The sequence below is a fragment of the Agromyces sp. NPDC057865 genome (assembly GCF_042796995.1).
GTDB lineage: Bacteria > Actinomycetota > Actinomycetes > Actinomycetales > Microbacteriaceae > Agromyces.
In genome coordinates this window covers 156,513-173,569 of sequence record NZ_JBHVMJ010000004.1, presented here as the reverse complement: position 1 = coordinate 173,569, position 17,057 = coordinate 156,513, and the positions used below count along the sequence as shown (strand labels likewise).

The 17,057-nt window shown below is 72.0% G+C and carries 17 protein-coding genes; 11 read left to right on the top strand and 6 right to left on the bottom strand.

The features are described 5' to 3' along the window. The first annotated feature begins 2 nt into the window (after window positions 1-2). Together ACFVN5_RS18585 and ACFVN5_RS18580 are read left to right on the top strand one after the other, a co-directional pair. On the top strand, window positions 3-914 hold the full coding sequence (locus tag ACFVN5_RS18585; protein WP_376957171.1) for an ABC transporter permease: 912 nt from the start codon (window positions 3-5) through the stop codon (window positions 912-914). A 131-nt stretch (window positions 915-1,045) separates the two neighbouring features. After that, window positions 1,046-1,810: an ABC transporter permease gene (locus tag ACFVN5_RS18580; protein WP_376957269.1), complete on the top strand. Its 765-nt coding sequence runs from the start codon at window positions 1,046-1,048 to the stop codon at window positions 1,808-1,810. Window positions 1,811-1,939: 129 nt separating this feature from the next. On the opposite strand, the gene ACFVN5_RS18575 is transcribed toward ACFVN5_RS18580, so the two are convergent. Together ACFVN5_RS18575 and gabT are read right to left on the bottom strand one after the other, a co-directional pair. Continuing rightward, window positions 1,940-2,929 (bottom strand): asparaginase, encoded by a 990-nt coding sequence (locus tag ACFVN5_RS18575; protein ID WP_376957169.1) that lies wholly within the window; start codon window positions 2,927-2,929, stop codon window positions 1,940-1,942. Window positions 2,930-2,933: 4 nt separating this feature from the next. Then, complete coding sequence (gene gabT / locus ACFVN5_RS18570; RefSeq protein ID WP_376957166.1) at window positions 2,934-4,310, bottom strand: 4-aminobutyrate--2-oxoglutarate transaminase; 1,377 nt, start codon at window positions 4,308-4,310, stop codon at window positions 2,934-2,936. A 147-nt stretch (window positions 4,311-4,457) separates the two neighbouring features. On the opposite strand from gabT, the gene ACFVN5_RS18565 reads away from it, so the two are divergent. Next, window positions 4,458-4,934: an OsmC family protein gene (locus ACFVN5_RS18565; RefSeq protein ID WP_376957267.1), complete on the top strand. Its 477-nt coding sequence runs from the start codon at window positions 4,458-4,460 to the stop codon at window positions 4,932-4,934. Window positions 4,935-4,955: 21 nt separating this feature from the next. Here ACFVN5_RS18565 and ACFVN5_RS18560 read toward each other — a convergent pair whose 3' ends face one another. After that, on the bottom strand, window positions 4,956-5,870 hold the full coding sequence (locus ACFVN5_RS18560) for a hypothetical protein (protein ID WP_376957163.1): 915 nt from the start codon (window positions 5,868-5,870) through the stop codon (window positions 4,956-4,958). A gap of 46 nt (window positions 5,871-5,916) precedes the next feature. Further along, window positions 5,917-6,681 (bottom strand): lysophospholipid acyltransferase family protein, encoded by a 765-nt coding sequence (locus tag ACFVN5_RS18555; RefSeq protein WP_376957161.1) that lies wholly within the window; start codon window positions 6,679-6,681, stop codon window positions 5,917-5,919. Window positions 6,682-6,804: 123 nt separating this feature from the next. On the opposite strand from ACFVN5_RS18555, the gene ACFVN5_RS18550 reads away from it, so the two are divergent. The 6 genes from ACFVN5_RS18550 (at window position 6,805) to ACFVN5_RS18525 (ending at window position 12,390) form a co-directional block, all read left to right on the top strand. Then, window positions 6,805-7,443, top strand: coding sequence for a 4'-phosphopantetheinyl transferase family protein (locus ACFVN5_RS18550; protein ID WP_376957158.1), 639 nt, complete (start codon window positions 6,805-6,807; stop codon window positions 7,441-7,443). Window positions 7,444-7,487: 44 nt separating this feature from the next. Next, entirely contained in the window at window positions 7,488-8,582 is a 1,095-nt protein-coding gene (gene dxr, locus ACFVN5_RS18545; RefSeq protein ID WP_376957155.1) for a 1-deoxy-D-xylulose-5-phosphate reductoisomerase, read from the top strand. Window positions 8,583-8,679: 97 nt separating this feature from the next. Continuing rightward, window positions 8,680-10,005: a M50 family metallopeptidase gene (locus ACFVN5_RS18540; protein WP_376957152.1), complete on the top strand. Its 1,326-nt coding sequence runs from the start codon at window positions 8,680-8,682 to the stop codon at window positions 10,003-10,005. Between the two features lie 112 nt (window positions 10,006-10,117). After that, window positions 10,118-11,302 carry a sensor histidine kinase gene (locus tag ACFVN5_RS18535; protein ID WP_376957149.1) on the top strand — a complete coding sequence of 395 codons (1,185 nt, stop codon included), beginning with the start codon at window positions 10,118-10,120 and terminating at the stop codon, window positions 11,300-11,302. Further along, window positions 11,299-11,964 carry a response regulator gene (locus ACFVN5_RS18530; protein WP_376957265.1) on the top strand — a complete coding sequence of 222 codons (666 nt, stop codon included), beginning with the start codon at window positions 11,299-11,301 and terminating at the stop codon, window positions 11,962-11,964. The genes ACFVN5_RS18535 and ACFVN5_RS18530 overlap by 4 nt, the downstream gene beginning before the upstream one ends. Window positions 11,965-12,093: 129 nt before the next feature. Further along, window positions 12,094-12,390 carry an SHOCT domain-containing protein gene (locus ACFVN5_RS18525; protein WP_376957146.1) on the top strand — a complete coding sequence of 99 codons (297 nt, stop codon included), beginning with the start codon at window positions 12,094-12,096 and terminating at the stop codon, window positions 12,388-12,390. A 144-nt stretch (window positions 12,391-12,534) separates the two neighbouring features. Here ACFVN5_RS18525 and ACFVN5_RS18520 read toward each other — a convergent pair whose 3' ends face one another. Both ACFVN5_RS18520 and ACFVN5_RS18515 read right to left on the bottom strand, forming a co-directional pair. Then, window positions 12,535-13,821 (bottom strand): low temperature requirement protein A, encoded by a 1,287-nt coding sequence (locus ACFVN5_RS18520; protein ID WP_376957143.1) that lies wholly within the window; start codon window positions 13,819-13,821, stop codon window positions 12,535-12,537. A 192-nt stretch (window positions 13,822-14,013) separates the two neighbouring features. Then, window positions 14,014-15,198, bottom strand: a complete 1,185-nt coding sequence (locus ACFVN5_RS18515) for an acetyl-CoA C-acetyltransferase (protein WP_376957140.1) — start codon at window positions 15,196-15,198, stop codon at window positions 14,014-14,016. 216 nt (window positions 15,199-15,414) lie between these two features. On the opposite strand from ACFVN5_RS18515, the gene ACFVN5_RS18510 reads away from it, so the two are divergent. Both ACFVN5_RS18510 and ACFVN5_RS18505 read left to right on the top strand, forming a co-directional pair. Then, a complete protein-coding gene (locus ACFVN5_RS18510; protein ID WP_376957137.1) occupies window positions 15,415-16,161 on the top strand; it encodes a 3-hydroxybutyrate dehydrogenase in 747 nt (248 codons plus the stop codon). Window positions 16,162-16,285: 124 nt separating this feature from the next. Next, window positions 16,286-17,056: a CoA transferase subunit A gene (locus ACFVN5_RS18505; RefSeq protein ID WP_376957134.1), complete on the top strand. Its 771-nt coding sequence runs from the start codon at window positions 16,286-16,288 to the stop codon at window positions 17,054-17,056. Window position 17,057: the final 1 nt, after the last annotated feature.

The following is a 17,057-nucleotide window of genomic DNA, read 5'->3' as shown; positions in this document are numbered from 1 at the left end:
CGATGGCCTTCGCAGCGTTCGCGACGACGGAGGCGCAGCCACAGGCACCGAAGCGGAAGAGCCGCATCGCGCTCTTCCTGCTCCTGCCCGGCATCCTCTACCTCGTCCTCTTCTTCCTGACCCCGCTCATCTCGCTGACGCTCACGTCGCTGCAGGTGCCGAGCGAGTTCGGCGACATCGGCCAGTACGACTACGCGTTCAACTGGCAGAACTACGTCGACGTGGTGCAGCTGTACTGGCCGCACATCCTCCGCTCGTTCGGCTACGCGCTCGTGGCCACCGTGCTGGCGCTGCTGTTCAGCTACCCGCTCGCGTACTTCATCGGCGTCAAGGCGCGGCGCTGGCCGCTGCTCCAGAGCCTGATGCTCGTGCTCGTGATCGCCCCGTTCTTCATCAGCTTCCTGCTCCGCACGCTCGCGTGGAAGCAGCTGCTGTCGGACGAGTCGTTCATCATCACGTCGCTGAAGGCGCTGTCGCTGCTCGCACCCGACGCGCACTTCACGGGCACGCCGTTCGCGGTGATCTTCGGCCTCACCTACAACTTCATCCCGTTCATGACGCTCCCGCTCTACACGACGCTCGAGCGCCTCGACCTGCGGTACCTCGAGGCGGGTTCCGACCTGTACGCGAACCCGTTCACGGTGTTCCGCAAGATCACGATCCCGCTCTCGATGCCGGGCATCGTGGCCGGAACGCTGCTCACCTTCATCCCCGCCGCGGGCGACTACGTGAACGCGAGCCGCGACTTCCTCGGCGGCCCAGACACCCAGATGATGGGCAACGTGATCGAGGCGAACTTCCTCGTGCTGCTCAACTACCCGGCGGCCGCCGCGCTGTCGATCATCCTCATGGCCGCGATCCTCGTGCTCGTCGGCATCTACGTGAGGCGCTCGGGAACGGAGGACCTGCTGTGAGCGGCGAAGTCCAGGCCGCCGCCGTGCTCGGCGGCTTCCAGGAGAACGAGGAGCTCGACAACCGCCGTCAGGCGGGTCCTGCCCGGCCGCGTCGGCTCGGCCTCGGCGACTGGCTCCTCCCGGCGTACACGATCATCGCGTTCGTGTTCCTGCTGATCCCGATCGTCTACACGTTCGTGTTCTCGTTCAACGACTCGATCAAGTCGAACATCTCCTGGCGCGGGTTCACGCTCGACAAGTGGCTCAACGTCTGCAACGTCGAGGGCGGCGCGGTCTGCCAGGCGTTCGGCAACAGCATCGTCATCGGCCTCGTGGCGACGGTCATCGCGACGACGCTCGGCACGATGATCGCGATCGCGCTCGTGCGCTACCGGTTCCGCGCGCGCTCGGCGATCAGCCTGCTGCTGTTCCTGCCGATGGCGACCCCCGAGGTCGTGCTCGGCGCGGGCCTGGCCGCGCAGTTCCTCGCGGTCGGCGTCCCGAAGGACATGCTGACGATCATCCTGGCGCACACGATGTTCTGCATCAGCTTCGTCGTGGTCACGGTCAAGGCGCGCGTCGCGAGCCTCGACCCCGCGCTCGAGGAGGCGGGCCGCGACCTCTACGGGTCGCCGTCGCAGGTGTTCTGGCGGGTGACGTTCCCGCTGCTGCTGCCCGGCATCCTCGCGGCCGCGCTGCTGTCGTTCGCGCTGAGCTTCGACGACTTCATCATCACCAACTTCAACTCCGGCTCGGTGTCGACGTTCCCGAAGTACATCTACATCTCGGCGTCGCGCGGCATCCCGGCCGAGGCGAACGTCATCGCCTCCGCGGTGTTCATCATCGCGCTCGTGATCGTGGTCGCCGCGCAGGTCTCCCGCGCGGCGAGGGTGCGGCGCCTGGCCAAGCTCGGATGAGACGGGAGCCGGCGGAAACCCGAACCGCCGGCTCCGGATCCGGGCTCGCGCCCGGGTCGCAGGCGACGGATGCCTCGGCAGGAGCGATCCCGCCGCGGCATCCGTTCGTCTGCGTCGAAGGCGGAAGCGTCAGACGGTCGCGCGGATGCGCCCGACCCGGCGCTCGCCGCCCATGACCCACAGGTCGAGCTCGGTCTGCACGGCGTCGACCGCGTCGTCCTCGACGGCTCCCGCGGCGGCGAGCAGCCGCAGCGCGATGATGGTCGAGGCGCGCGAGGAGCCGTCGAGCACCTTGAGTGCGGTCGTCGTGCCGTTCGGCGCGGTCATGACCATGACGCCCTCGGCGCCGACCTTCGCGAACACGCCGAGGCGCTCCATCGCGACGGTGTCGGGCTGGCCGGGCCCGCCGACGGCCCACGCGTGCTCGCGGGACGCCTCGGTGAGCGCCGCCGCCTCGCGGTAGAGCGCGAACGGCGAGGACGGCGAGGCGGTCGTGATCTTCTGGATGCCGCGCGCGAGCGCGTGCAGGCTGATCGCGTGCACGGGCGCGCCGCAGCCGTCGACGCCGGTGGCCGCCGGCCGCTCGCCGGTGAAGCGCTCGAGCACGTCGAGGATCCGCTTCTGCAGCGGGTGCTCGGGGTCGAGGTAGCCGTCGAGCGGCCACTCGTTCGCGGCGCAGGCGAGCAGCATGGCGGCGTGCTTGCCCGAGCAGTTCATGTAGACCCGCTCGCGCGGAGCGCCGCTGCGGATGAGCTCGTCGCGCGCCGCGTGATCGGTCGGCGTCGCCGGCGGGCAGCCGAGCGCCGACACGGGCAGCGATGTGCGGGCGAGGAGCCCGCGCACGAGCGCGACGTGCGCGGCGGTGCCGGAGTGGCTCGCCGTCGCGATCGCCGCGTCCTCGCCGCGGAGCGTGACGCCCGACGTCATGACGGCGACCGCCTGGAACGGCTTGAGGCTGGACCGGGGGAAGATCGGCGTGCGCGTGTCACCGAGGTCGCGCAGCACCTCGCCCTCGGGGGAGAGCACGACGGCGGAGCCGGCGTGACGGGACTCGATGAAACCGCTTCGCTCGACCACGGCGAGTTCGAGGGCGTCGTTGACGGTGAAGGTGCCGGTCACCGGGTCACCCGAGCGACGCGAAGCCGTCGTCGAGCACGCGGAGTCCGTCGTCGAGCAGGGCGTCGCTGACCGCGAGGCTCGGCAGGAACCGGAGCACGTTGCCCCAGGTGCCGGCGCTCAGGAACAGGACACCGTGCTGCGCCGCGAACGCGACGAGGCGCGACACGGCCTCGGCGTTCGGCACCTTCGTGGTGGCGCCGGTGCCGGGCTGCACGAGCTCGATCGCGATCATGGCGCCACGGCCGCGGATGTCGCCGATGATGTCGTAGCGCTGCTTGAGGCGCTGGAGGCCGGCGCGGAGCGTCTGCTCGATGCGCTCGGCCTCGGCGAGCAGGTGGTTCTCGTCGATCGACTCGAACACCGCGATCGCCGCGGCGCACGCCACGGGGTTGCCGCCGAACGTGCCGCCGAGGCCGCCGGGCTGCGACGAGTCCATGATCTCGGCACGGCCGGTGACGGCGGCGAGCGGCAGGCCGCCCGCGATGCCCTTCGCCGAGAGCACGAGGTCGGGCGTCCACTCGAAGTGCTCGCTCGCGAAGTAGCGGCCGGTTCGCGCCATGCCGCTCTGGATCTCGTCGGCGATCATGACGACGCCGTGCTCGGTGCACCACTGCTGCAGGATCGGCAGGTAGCCCTCGGCGGGCACCATGAAGCCGCCCTCGCCCTGGATGGGCTCGACTACGAGGCAGGCGAGGTCGCTGGCGCCCACGGCCTTCTCGAGGTACGCGATCGTGCGTGCCGCGGCATCCTGGCCCGAGAGGCCGTCGCGGTAGGGGTAGGAGCTGGGCGCGTGGTACACGTCGCCCGCGAAGGGGCCGAACCCGGTGCCGTAGGGGCTCGCCTTGTAGTTCATGGCCATCGTGAGGTTGGTGCGGCCGTGGTACGCGTGGTCGAGCACCGCGACGGCACGGCGACCCGTGTACTTGCGCGCGATCTTCACGCCGTTCTCGACCGCCTCCGCGCCCGAGTTCACGAGCACGGTGCGCTTCTCCCAGCCGCCCGGCGTGTGCTTCGCGAGGAGCTCTGCGACGCGCACGTACTCCTCGTAGGGCGTGATGGTGAAGAGGGTGTGGATGACGTCCTGCAGCTGGCTCGCGGCCGCCGCGACGACGCGCTCCTCGGTGTGGCCGACGGTGGTCACGCCGATGCCGGCCCCGAAGTCGATGAACCGGTTGCCGTCGACGTCGACGAGGATCGCCCCGTTGGCGCGCTCGATGTACACCGGCAGGGCCGAGGAGACGCCGGCCGAGACGACCTTCATGCGTCGCGCGTGCAGTTCCTCGGACTTCGGACCGGGCACGGCGGTCACGATCTGACGCTCCTGCGGCACGGAGTACACCGGCGCGGTCGCGGTCTCTGCGGGGATGTTGGTGTCAGTCATGGTGCTCCCACCATATCGCCGTCGCGCGCGGCCGCCTGAGGGTCGCGCGTGGCCGCCCGAGGGTCGCGCGTGGCCGCCCGAGCCTCCGAGGGTGCAGAATCGGAGTCGCGACCCGCGCCCGACGGGTCGCAGCGACAGGAGGCCCGGATGTTCGGCGAGCACCACTACGCGGTCGAGGTCGAGTGGCAGGGCGATCGGGGCGAGGGCACTTCGAACTACCGCGCCTACGGGCGACAGCACGTGGTGCGGGCCGAGGGGAAGCTGCACGACCTCGCGGGCTCGAGCGACCGGGTCTTCCACGGCGACCGCGAGCGGTGGAATCCCGAGGAGCTGCTGATCGCGGCGCTCAGCCAGTGCCACATGCTCTCGTACCTGCACGTGGCGACCCGTCACGGCGTGGTGGTGCACGGCTACACGGATGCCCCGACGGGCACCATGCTCGAGGACGGACGCGGCGGCGGCGCGTTCAGCGAGGTCGTGCTGCGACCCCGCGTCGTCGTGGCCGACGAGTCGATGGTCGACACGGCGAGGCGGATCCACGGGGAGGCCGGCGAGAAGTGCTTCATCGCGGCATCCGTCGCGTTCCCGGTGCGCCACGAGCCCACGGTGGTCGTCGCGAGCTGAGCCGGCGGCGCCCGGCGGCGACTAGCTCAGCGGCGGCGACGGCAGCTGCGGTTCCGACGGCGGGCACGGATGCCCGCCGACGAGCCGCGAGCAGGGCGGGAAGAACGCGGGGAGCCGCTCGGACTCGGGGTCGCCGAACCAGCGGTGCCAGATCCGCCAGAAGTTGAGGTTGCCGAACGCCGAGCAGGCATCGCCCCGGTCGGGATCGGCCAGGGTGGCGGCGCTCGGCTGGTAGGGCGTGTAGTTGTACAGGTTCGCGGTGGCCTGGTTGCGGATGTCCACGGGGGACGCGCCGCACGCGGCGTCGGGGTGGTACCCGACGTTCACCGTGCCGATCCTGTACTGCCGGTCGGGCTCCTCGGTGTACTGACGGAACTGCCAGGCCGCGTTGTAGACCTGGTTGAAGAAGCCGAAGTACTTCTGCTCGCAGTCGGCCGTGTCGGGGCATCCGTAGCCCGTCGCCCGCTCGTAGCCGTAGGCGCTCGGGCGCGTGAGCAGGGACTGCTCCTTCTGCAGGAGCACGAGCAGCGTGCGCGGGCTGATGCCGCAGGCCTCGGCCGTCTTCGCGATGATGCGGCTGGCGCGCTCGCGGATGCCGCCGCGGTACTCCGCGCAGTGCGCGCCGCCGACCGTCGGCTGGGTCGTCGTCGACTGGGTGTAGTCGGCGAGGCACTTCACGCCCGCGTCGGGGCGGCACGGGACCTTCTCGAGGAACGCCTGGATCTCATCCTCGGTCATGGCGTCGCTGTCGTAGAACGAGTCGTCGCTGACGATGTAGCCGGGGTCGAACTCCGAGGCCGGCGGCTCGGGCAGCGTCGCCCGCGTGGAGAGGGAGGCGGCGGGCGCGCCACCGTCGGCGGGAGCGGTGCAGGCTGCCAACGACACGACGACGAGGGCGACCGCGGCGAGGCGGGCGGCGACGTCGGCGAGGCTCATCGTGCCGACGATACCGGGCCGCGCCCGGTCTCCGCTGGGAATACCGTCAGACCCGCTCGCGCGGCGCAACGCGGTCGGCGAGCTTCGCGAGCGTGCCCGTGGGTGGGACCTCGTTGTAGCGCCCGGCGAGCTCCTGGCCGGTGAGCTCGTGGATCGCGGCCATGATGTCGTCGGTCGCGGCGCGCCGGGCGCGACCCGACGACGCCGGGCCGTGGCCGCTCAGGTCGAGGGGCGCGCCGAAGCGCACGGTGACGGGCCGGATGCGGGGGAGCTTCGCCCCGACCGGCTGGATCTCCTGCGTTCCCGTGAGGCCGACGGGCACCACGGTCGCGCCCGTCTCGAGCGCGAGCCATGCGACCCCCGTGCGGCCGCGGTAGAGGCGTCCGTCGAGCGAGCGCGTGCCCTCGGGGTAGAGCGCGAATGCGGCGTCCGACTCCAGGATGCGCCGGCCCTGCTCGAGCGCCTCCTGCGCCTGCGCGCCCGCGCCGCGCTCGACGGGGACCGCGCCGATGGCGGAGAAGAACGTGCGCGACACCCAGCCCGAGAACCCGGTGCCGGTGAAGTAGTGCGACTTCGCCAGGAACTGCACTGGTCGCGGCGACGCGAGCGGGATCACGATGCTGTCGACGAACGAGAGGTGGTTGCTCGCGAGGATGACAGGACCGTGCTTCGGCACGTGCTCGGCGCCGGTGATCGTGGGCCGGTAGACCAGGCGCACGAGGGGGCGGAGGATGCCGCGGACGATGCGGTAGAGCGGCCCCTGGCGCACGGGGGAGTGCGGGACGGCGACGGCCTCGATCTCGGTCACCATCCGACGATAGGCCCACGGGCATTCCGGGCCGGGCATATGGACGACGGGCCGAAGTGCGGCCGCGGCGGCCAGGACGACGCCGGCGCGGCCCGGATCGGGGCGTCATGCGCGAGGATGGTGGGCATGGACATCGCGGGCGACGGCGAGCTCATCGAGCTCGAGGAGGCGGGCGCGCGTGTGCTCGTGCTCGGCGGCGCCCGACGCCAGCCCGCGGCCGACGCAGTGCTCCGCGGCCTCATCGCGGAGGTGTCGGGCGTGCCGGCCGACGACGTCGAGCTCGTGCACGCGTGCGGCGTCTGCGGCGCGCGGCACGGGCGCGTCGGCATCCCGTACCCGCTCACGGCCTCCGGCGCCTCGTGGTTCGCGGACATCGCGGTGTCGGGCGACGCGACCGTCGCGGCGGTGGCGACGCGGCATCCGCTCGGGGTCGGCATGGAGACGGCGACGCTCGACTCGGGCGAGGTGATCGACGAGGCGGCGTTCCACGCGAGCGAGCGGGCCGCGCTCGCCGAGCTCGACCCCGCTCGTCGCGCCCTCGTGCGGGCGACTCTCTGGGCGCGCAAGACCGCGCTCCTGCGGGCGGTCGGCCACACCGACTTCATCGAGCCGTCGCGACTCGCCCTGTCCATCCCGGGCGACGACGGGGGCGCCGGGCGCATCGTGCGGAGCGTGCCCGAGTTCGGGTCGGTCTGGCAGCAGGTGCGCTTCCACGACATCGCGGTGCCGGGCAACCGCGCGGCATCCGTCGCCGTCATCGGCTGAGGCGCGTTCGGCACGAGTCGACGGCGCCGCCGTAGGGTGGGACCGTGCGCAGCGTCATCATCCTCGGCTCATCCGGTTCGATCGGCACCCAGGCGCTCGACGTCATCCGCGCCAACCCGCGGCGTTTCGAGGTCGTCGGCCTCGCGGTCGGCTCCAATCGCGCGCTGCTCGAGCAGCAGGCCGCCGAGTTCGGCGTCGAGCAGACCGCGGTGGGCATCGACGAGGCCGTGCAGCTCGTGCGCGACGTCGACGCCGACGTCGTGCTCAACGGCATCACGGGCTCCGTCGGGCTCGGGCCGACGCTCGCGACGCTCGAGCGCGGCGCCACGCTCGCCCTCGCGAACAAGGAGTCGCTCATCGTCGGCGGCGACCTCGTGACGCGGCTCGCGGCGCCCGGCCAGATCGTGCCGGTCGACTCGGAGCACTCCGCCATCGCGCAGGCGCTCCGCTCGGGCACCGACGACGAGGTGCGCCGGCTCGTGCTGACCGCGTCGGGCGGGCCGTTCCGGGGCCGCACCCGCGAGGAGCTCGTCGACGTCACCCCGACCGAGGCGCTCGCGCACCCGACCTGGGACATGGGCCTCGTCGTCACGACGAACTCCGCGACGCTCGTGAACAAGGGCCTCGAGGTCATCGAGGCGCACCTGCTCTTCGACGTGGCGTACGACCGCATCGACGTCGTCGTGCACCCGCAGTCGATCGTGCACTCGATGGTCGAGTTCGTCGATGGATCGACGATCGCGCAGGCCTCGCCGCCCGACATGCGCCTGCCGATCTCGCTCGGGCTCGACTGGCCGAACCGGGTCGCCGCGGTCGGGCGTCCGCTCGACTGGACGCAGGCGACGAGCTGGACGTTCGAGCCGCTCGACGCGGGCGCGTTCCCCGCGGTCGCGCTGGCGAAGCAGGTGGGACGCGCGGGCGGCGAGTACCCGGCCGTGTTCAACGCGGCGAACGAGGAGGCCGTGGCGGCCTTCCACGCGGGCCGCATCGGCTTCCTCGACATCGTCGACACCGTGCGCGCCGTGGTCGAGGCGCACGAGGCGCCCACGGGCGAGGTCACCGTCGCGTCGCTCGGGGAGGCCGAGCGAGCCGCCCGCCGGGCGGCGAACGACCGGATCGAGCGTTCAGGCCACCGGTGATCGAGTAGCGCCGCGCTGCGCCGGGCGCTCCTCGACCACCGGGGCGCTCACAGCCGACCGCCAGCGGACGCGAAGGCACCGGCAGTACGCTCGTCGGGTGGAATCCGTGCTGCCCTTCGTGATCGGCGTCGTCATCATCGTGATCGGCCTCGCCGTCTCGATCGGCCTGCACGAGATCGGGCACCTCGTGCCCGCCAAGCTCTTCGGCGTCAAGGTCACGCAGTACATGATCGGCTTCGGGCCGACCGTCTGGTCGCGACGCAAGGGCGAGACCGAGTACGGCGTGAAGGCCATCCCGCTCGGCGGCTACATCGCGATGATCGGCATGTTCCCGCCAGCCAAGGGCCAGCAGGTGCACGAGGACTCCACGGGCTTCTTCCGCGGTCTGGTGCAGGACGCACGCGACTCCAGCATGGAGTCGATCACGCCCGGCGACGAGGAGCGCGCGTTCTACCGGCTCCCCGTGTGGAAGCGCGTCGTCGTCATGTTCGGCGGCCCGTTCATGAACCTCGTGCTCGCGGTCGCGCTGTTCGCTGTCCTGCTCATGGGCTTCGGCGTCACGCAGCCCTCGACCACGGTCGGCTCGGTCTCGGCGTGCGCGCTGCCCGCCACGAGCGAACGGCAGACCTGCGAGGCCGGCGACCCGGCCGCGCCCGGAGCGGCCGCGGGCATCGAGCCCGGTGACCGCATCGTGTCGGTCGACGGCCAGAAGATCACGTCGTGGAACGAGTCGACCGCGATCATCCGCGACCACGCCGAGGAGCCGATCGAGCTCGTCGTCGTGCGCGACGGGAAGCAGGTCACCCTCGAGGTCACCCCGATGCTCAGCGAGCGGTACGCGACCGACGCGAAGGGCCAGGTCGTGACGGATGCCTCGGGCGACCCGGTCACGGTGCAGGCGGGCTTCGTCGGCATCAGCCCGGCCAGCGAGACGGTGCAGCAGCCCGTGACGGCCGTGCTGCCCGCGGTCGGCGAGCAGATCACCGGCGTCGCCGGGATCATCGTCAACCTGCCGCAGCGCATGGTCGACGTCTGGAACGCCGCGTTCGGCACCGAGGAGCGCGATCCGAACGGCCCCATCTCGGTGGTGGGCGTCGGCCGCGTCGCCGGCGAGATCGCGAGCCTCGACGAGATCCCGCTCGCGTCGAAGGCCGCGGGCCTCCTCGGCATCCTGGCGTCGCTGAACATCGCGCTGTTCGTCTTCAACCTCATCCCGCTGCTCCCGCTCGACGGCGGCCACATCGCGGGCGCAGTCTGGGAGGCGATCCGCCGCGGGTTCGCGAAGCTCTTCCGCCGGCCCGACCCCGGACCCGTCGACCTCGCGAAGCTCATGCCGCTCACGTTCGGCGTGGTGGTCGTGCTCGGGGCGATGAGCGCGCTGCTCATCTACGCCGACATCGTGAAGCCGGTGACACTGCTCTGAGCGCGTCGCAGCACGGAGCGGTGAGCGGATGCCGCGCCTACTCCCTCGGGAGTACCCCGTGAGCCTCCGGACAGCCGATCCGTCGCGACGGGCACGGCGATACGATCGGGGAATGCCGGTCACCCAGTGGGACGGACGGCCCCCCTGGGACGGACGACCCGAGCGCTTCCGCCCCCCGCCGGGCGTCGTGCTGCTCGTGCCGGTCATCCTCAGCCTCCTCGTGCAGGTCCCCGCCGCGATCGGCATCGCGGCGTGGTTCGACGTCGGCTGGCCCGAGGGGCTCGGCATGCTGGCGCTCGCCGTGATCGGCCCGCTCGCGCTCCTCGGCTCGCGGCGGTACCCGGGGCCCACGGTCGCGGTCGTCTCGGCCGCCGCGCTCGCCGACCTGCTCACCGGCCCCGACATCGGACCCCCGTACATCGCCCTCGCCTTCGCGATAGTCCTCGCGGTGGTGCGTGGCGCCGTGGCCTGGGCGGTCGTGTCGGTCGTCGTCGCGTGGGTGGCGGCGATCGCGCTCGGCGCGGTGATCGGCCTGCACTGGCATCCGTTCCGGATCGCCATCACGACCGTGCTGCTGGCGGGCTGCTTCGGGATCGGCGCCTTCCTGCGCGTGCGCCGCGATCGCGCGGCGGAGTGGCGCGCCGAGGCCGCGCGGCGCCGGCAGACCGCCGAGGAGCGGGAGCGCGTGCGCATCGCCCGTGAGCTGCACGACGTGATCGGCCATGCGCTCTCGCAGATCAACGTGCAGGCCAGCGTCGGCCTGCACCTCATGGACCGCGACCCCGAGCAGGCGCGCACCGCGCTCGCGGCCGTGAAGGAGACGTCGAAGACCGCCCTCGAGGAGGTGCGCAGCGTGCTCGGCGTCATCCGCAACGAGGGCGACGCGCCGCTCGCACCGCAGGCGGAGCTCGCCGAGCTTCCCCGGCTCGTGGCCGGCGTGCGCTCGCCGGGATTCGAGGCCGAGTTCGTCGATCGGCTCGACGGCGCCGTGCCGGGCCGCGCGGCCCAGTTCGCCGCCTACCGCATCGCGCAGGAGGCGCTCACGAACGTCGTCCGGCACGCGGGCGCCACCTCGGCCGTCGTCGCGGTGGAGCGGCTCGGCGACGAGCTCATGGTCACGATCGACGACGACGGCTCGGGCATGGGCGGCCAGGGTGTCGACGGCGCGGCCGAGGGCAGCGGCATCCTCGGCATGCGCGAGCGCGCCGCGCTCCTCGGCGGCTCGGTCGAGGTCGGTCCCTCGCCGCGCGGCGGCACGCGCGTCACGGCGCGGCTGCCGTGGGGGGCGACGTCGTGATCCGCGTCGCGCTGGCCGACGACCAGGTGCTCGTGCGTGCGGGCTTCCGGGCGCTGCTGCAGGCCGAGGACGGGATCGAGGTCGTCGGCGAGGCGTCGGGCGGCGAGGAGCTCATCGCGCTCGTGCGCCGCGAGCCGGTCGACGTGGTGCTCATGGACATCCGCATGCCCGACGGCGACGGGCTGTGGGCGACCGAGCAGATCGCCGCCGACCCCGCGCTCGCGGGGGTGCACGTCGTCATCGTCACCACGTTCGAGCTCGACGAGTACGTCGCGCGGGCGATCCGAGCGGGCGCGAGCGGGTTCCTCGTGAAGGACACGGAGCCCGAGGACCTCGTGCGTGCCGTGCGCGTCGTCGCGAGCGGCGAGGCGCTGCTCTCGCCCGGGATCACGAAGCGGCTGCTCGAGCGCATGGCGGTCGGCCTGCGCGACGCGCCCGACGCCGAGCGCCTCGCCGCGCTCACCGAACGCGAGCGCGAGGTGCTGCGCCTGGTCGGACAGGGCCTCACGAACGACGAGATCGCCGAGCGGTTGTTCCTGTCGCCGCTCACGGCGAAGACGCACGTGTCGCGCATCATGGCGAAGCTGCACGCCCGCGATCGGGTGCACCTCGTGGTGGTCGCCTACGAGTCGGGCCTCGTCGCGCCCGGCTGGCAGCAGTAACGCGCAGCACTGAACTGCTCCCGGGGGAGCAGCGCAGGTGTCACCACCGGGCGGATTCGCCGGCGCACCGTCATCGCGAGCATGGAATCGACGGTCCGCACCGGGCCGCACGAACAAGGGAATGACACCATGCTCACCACGCTCGCGACCACCGCGGTCGTCGCCCACGCCGGCCCCTGGATGGCCGGTTGGGGCTGGGCCTTCTTCTTCATCCCGATCTTCTGGATCCTCATCATCGGGCTGGTCATCTTCCTCGTCACCCGCGGCCGTCGCCGCGCCTGGGCGAACGGCGACTACGGCCCCCCGTGGGCGCGCGGCGCGAGCGCCGAGTCGACGCTCGCCGAGCGCTTCGCCAAGGGCGACATCGACGAGACCGAATACCGCGCGCGCCTCGAGGTGCTGCGCGCGAACCGGCCGAACGCGTAGCCGGCCGACCGTCCGACCGACGCGAGGGGGCGGATGCCGCGACATCCGCCCCCTTCTGGTGCGTCGAGACGGCTCGAATGCCGGGTCGCACCCTGCATCCGCGACCGTTCGATGCGTCGTGTCACGGATGCCGCGGCATCCGCCTCAGTCGCCGAGCGCCCGCTGCAGCGCCGCCGCCTGGTGCCGGTGGCCGACGGTCTCGAAGCCGACCACGACGACGAACGGCGACACGGCCGTGATGAGGATGCCCACGCCGAAGCTGGCGCCGGCCGCGACCGCGACGACCGCGAGCGCGAGCATGACGATGCTGCCGACGAACAGCCAGACGTGGAACGGGTCGAACTGCTTCAGGAGCAGCGAGTAGATCGTGAAGAGCGCGACCATGAACAGCCCGACGGGCACGACCACGGTGAGGATCGCCTGCACGAGGCCGATGTGCGCGACGCCCTCGATCTCGTAGGCCGCGACGTGCAGGCCTGCGCCGGTGCCCGCCAGCGCGACGAAGATGAGGTAGTGGAGGTAGCCCCACACGAAGCCGCGCTCCCGGAAGCGGGCGAGCACCTTGCCCGACGGCATCGTGAAGTACACCCACCACAGCCCGAACGCGAGCGCCGTGCCGCCGAACGCGACGGCGACGGCCTCGGGTGACCAGTCCTGCTCGTCGATGACGGCCGAGATGGCGAGGATCGTGCCGAGGATGATCTCGCCGAGCGTGATGATGACGAGCAGGCCGTAGCGCTCCGCGATGTGGTGGGCGTGCCACGGCGTGCCGCCCTCCCGGCCGTGCTCGGCGACGTACGGCCCGACGAGCTCCGCGATGATGAGCAGCAGCGTGAAGCCGATCGTGGGCGCCACCGGGAGGTTGACGAAGATGAGCACGATCCAGCCGAGCTGGATCACGGACACGAAGCCGACGTAGGTGAGCGCGGTGCGCCGCCGGGCCGGGTCGTGCTTCGCCGCGCGCAGCCAGATCGCGATGGTCGCGATGCGCATCACCACGTAGCCCGCGACCACCACGCCGTTGTCGACGTGCTCGCCCTCGTCGAGCGAGTGGAACAGCGCGGGCAGGCCGAGCGCGAGCACCAGCACGCCGAGCATCTCCACCATGGTGGCCACGCGGAAGAAGATGTCGTCGTTGTCGTACGCCGAGGCGAGCCACGAGTAGTTGATCCAGGCCCACCAGATCGCGAAGACCGCGAACAGGAAGCCGCCGATCGCCGGCCCCCAGTGGCCGAGCTCGAGCAGGTGCGCGGTCTGCGCGCCGGCCTGGCTGAACGCGACCACGAACGTGAGGTCGAAGAGCAGCTCGAGCGGCGTCGACGCCCGGTGCGGCTCGTCGGGGTCGCGGCCGACCATGCGCCGCAGCCGGTGGTCGAGGGGCGGGCGGGCGGATGCTGCCGCGTGCCCGTCCTGCGTGTGCTGCTCGCTCATGGTGGGGCCCTCTCGGGGCGCACTGGCGGCGCCCGTCGCATCATGCTGCCACAGGCGTCGTCGCGCCCGCGCGCGGAGCGTGACGGACGGAGCCGGTGGGCCGACGTCCGTCTGTCATGCGCGGGCGCGGCCGTACCCGAGCAGCGCACGGCGAAGCGGGCCCGGTTCAGCGGGCCCGCTTCAGCGCGAGGTTCAGCGCGACAGGATGAGCGCCTCGCCCTGGCCGCCGCCGCCGCACAGCGCGACCGCGGCGCGGCCGCCGCCCCGACGGGAGAGCTCGAGCGCCGCGTGCAGCGCGAGGCGTGCGCCGGAAGCGCCGATGGGGTGTCCGACGGCGATCGCGCCGCCGTGCATGTTGACCTTTGCAGGGTCGAGGTCGAGGTCGCGCATCGACTGCAGCGACACGGCGGCGAACGCCTCGTTGATCTCGACGAGGTCGAGGTCGGCCGCCGAGACGCCCTCCTTCTCGAGCGCCGCGGCGATCGCGTTCGACGGCTGCGAGTGCAGCGAGTTGTCGGGGCCGGCGACCTGGCCGGCCGCGCCCACGAGTGCGAGCCACGGGAGTCCGCGCGACTCCGCCCACTCGCGGCTGGCCACGACGACCGCGGCCGCGCCGTCGGAGAGCGGCGACGAGTTGCCGGCCGTGATGGCGCCGTCGGCCGCGAACGCCGGACGGAGCTTCGCGAGCACCTCCGCGGTCGAGTCGGGACGCACGCCCTCGTCGGCAGCGACCACGACGGGGTCGCCCTTGCGCTGCGGCACCTCGACCGACACGATCTCGTCGTCGAACACGCCGCCGGCCTGCGCGGCGCCGGCGCGTCGGTGCGACTCGGACGCGAGCTCGTCCTGCTCCTCGCGCGTGAGGCCGTAGCGCGCGTTGAAGCGCTCGGTCGACGCACCCATGGAGTCGTGGTCGAACGCGTCGGTGAGGCCGTCGTTCGCCGCGTGGTCGAGCATCTCGACGGTGCCGTACGCCCAGCCCTTGCGGGATCCGGGAAGCAGCAGCGGAGCCTTGGTCATCGACTCCTGGCCGCCGGCCACGACGACGGATGCCTCGCCGAGGCGGATCAGGCGCGCGGCATCCGTGATCGCGACAAGGCCAGACAGGCAGACCTTGTTGACCGTCGTGGCGGGCACGCGCCACGGGATTCCGGCGGCGACCGCCGACTGCTTCGCGGGGTTCTGGCCAGCGCCGGCCTGGAGCACCTGGCCCATGATCACGGCGTCGACGTCGTCGGGGGAAACCCCCGCCTTCTCGAGTGCGCCGCGGATCGCGACGGTGCCGAGCTGCACCGCGGTCTGGCCCGCCAGGTTGCCGTTGATGCGGGCGAACGGCGTGCGGGCTCCGGCGATGATGACGACGTCGGGGATGCTCATCGGTGGTGGACTCCTTCGTCTCGATGGGGGGATCGCCCCGTTGGCAGTCTATGTCGGCCCGACTGGGGAAACGCCGCCGAGGGAGACGCGCGGGCTGTGCATTTGTGCACGTCGAGGCTGCAGTTCTCAGCATTGTCGGTGCGTTCGTGCGCAGTGCAGACTCGGTTCCGGCCGGCCCTGCCGCCGCGCCGCACGACGAGGTGGAGGAGTCGCCGAATGACGGGATTCGACGGGCGCCGGGTGCTGGTCACCGGCGGGGCGAGCGGCATCGGGCGTGCGTGCGCCGAGGCGTTCGCGGCGCGTGGTGCGCGGGTCGTCGTGGCGGACATCGACGCCAGCGCGGCATCCGAGGTCGCCGACGCCATCGGCGGCGAGGCGTGGCCCGTCGACCTCGCCGACACCGCGGCGCTCGCCGACCTCTCGCTCGACGTCGACGTGCTCGTGAACAACGCCGGCCTGCAGCACGTTCGTCCGATCGAGGCGTTCGAGCCCGAGCGGTTCGCACTGATCCTCCGGGTCATGCTCGAGGCGCCGTTCCTCCTCATCAGGGCGGCGCTACCGGCCATGTACGAGCGCGGGTTCGGCCGCATCGTCAACGTGTCGAGCGTGCACGGCCTGCAGGCCTCGCCGTTCAAGTCGGCCTACGTCGCCGCCAAGCACGGGCTCGAGGGCCTGTCGAAGGTCACCGCGCTCGAGGGCGGCGCCCACGGCGTGACGTCGAACTGCATCAACCCGGGCTACGTGCGCACGCCGCTCGTCGAGAAGCAGATCGCCGACCAGGCGCGGCTGCACGGCATCAGCGAGGCCGAGGTGCTGCCGAAGGTCATGCTCACCGAGCCGGCCGTCAAGCGCCTCGTCGAACCCGCCGAGGTGGCGGGCCTCGCACTCTGGCTCGCCGGCGACGAGGCGGGCATGGTCACGGGCGCGAGCTACACCATGGACGGCGGATGGAGTGCGCGATGAGCCGGCCGGATGCCGCCCGCCGCCTCGGTCGCGGCCGGATGCCCGGGTCGCCCGCCGACGCCGGTAGCGTGATCACTGCAACCCGCGCCCGACCCGGGGCCGCGGAAGCTCAGGAAGGTGCATCGTGACACTCGACAAAGTCGTCGGGTCCGCTCAAGAGGCGGTCGCCGACATCCCCTCGGGCTCGAGCCTCGCCGTCGGCGGGTTCGGCCTCTGCGGCATCCCGATGGTGCTCATCCAGGCGCTGTTGGAGTCCGGCGTCGACCGGCTCTCGGTCGTGTCGAACAACTGCGGCGTCGACGACTGGGGGCTCGGCGTGCTGCTCGCACAGCAGCGCATCGCGAAGATGACCTCGTCGTACGTCGGCGAGAACAAGGAGTTCGAGCGGCAGTACCTTTCGGGCGAGCTCGAGCTCGAGCTGACGCCGCAGGGCACGCTCGCCGAGAAGCTGCGCGCGGGCGGCAGCGGGATCGCCGCGTTCTTCACGCAGACGGGCGTGGGCACGCAGGTCGCCGAGGGCGGGCTGCCGCGGCGCTACCACGCCGACGGGTCGATCGCGATCGCGAGCCCCGTGAAGCCCGTGCAGTCGTTCACGGTGCGCGGCGAGCAGCAGGACTTCGTCCTCGAGGAGGCAATCACGACCGACTTCGCGCTCGTGCACGCGCTGCGCGGCGACCGGTTCGGCAACCTCGTGTTCGAGAAGTCGGCGCGCAACTTCTCGCCGCTCGCGGCGATGGCGGGCGCGGTCTGCATCGCCCAGGTCGAGGAGCTCGTCGAGCCCGGTGAGCTCGACCCCGACACGATCCACCTGCCCGGCATCTACGTCGACCGCGTCGTGGTCGTCGGCACCGACATCGAGAAGCGCATCGAGCGCCGCACCGTGAGGGAGAACTGAG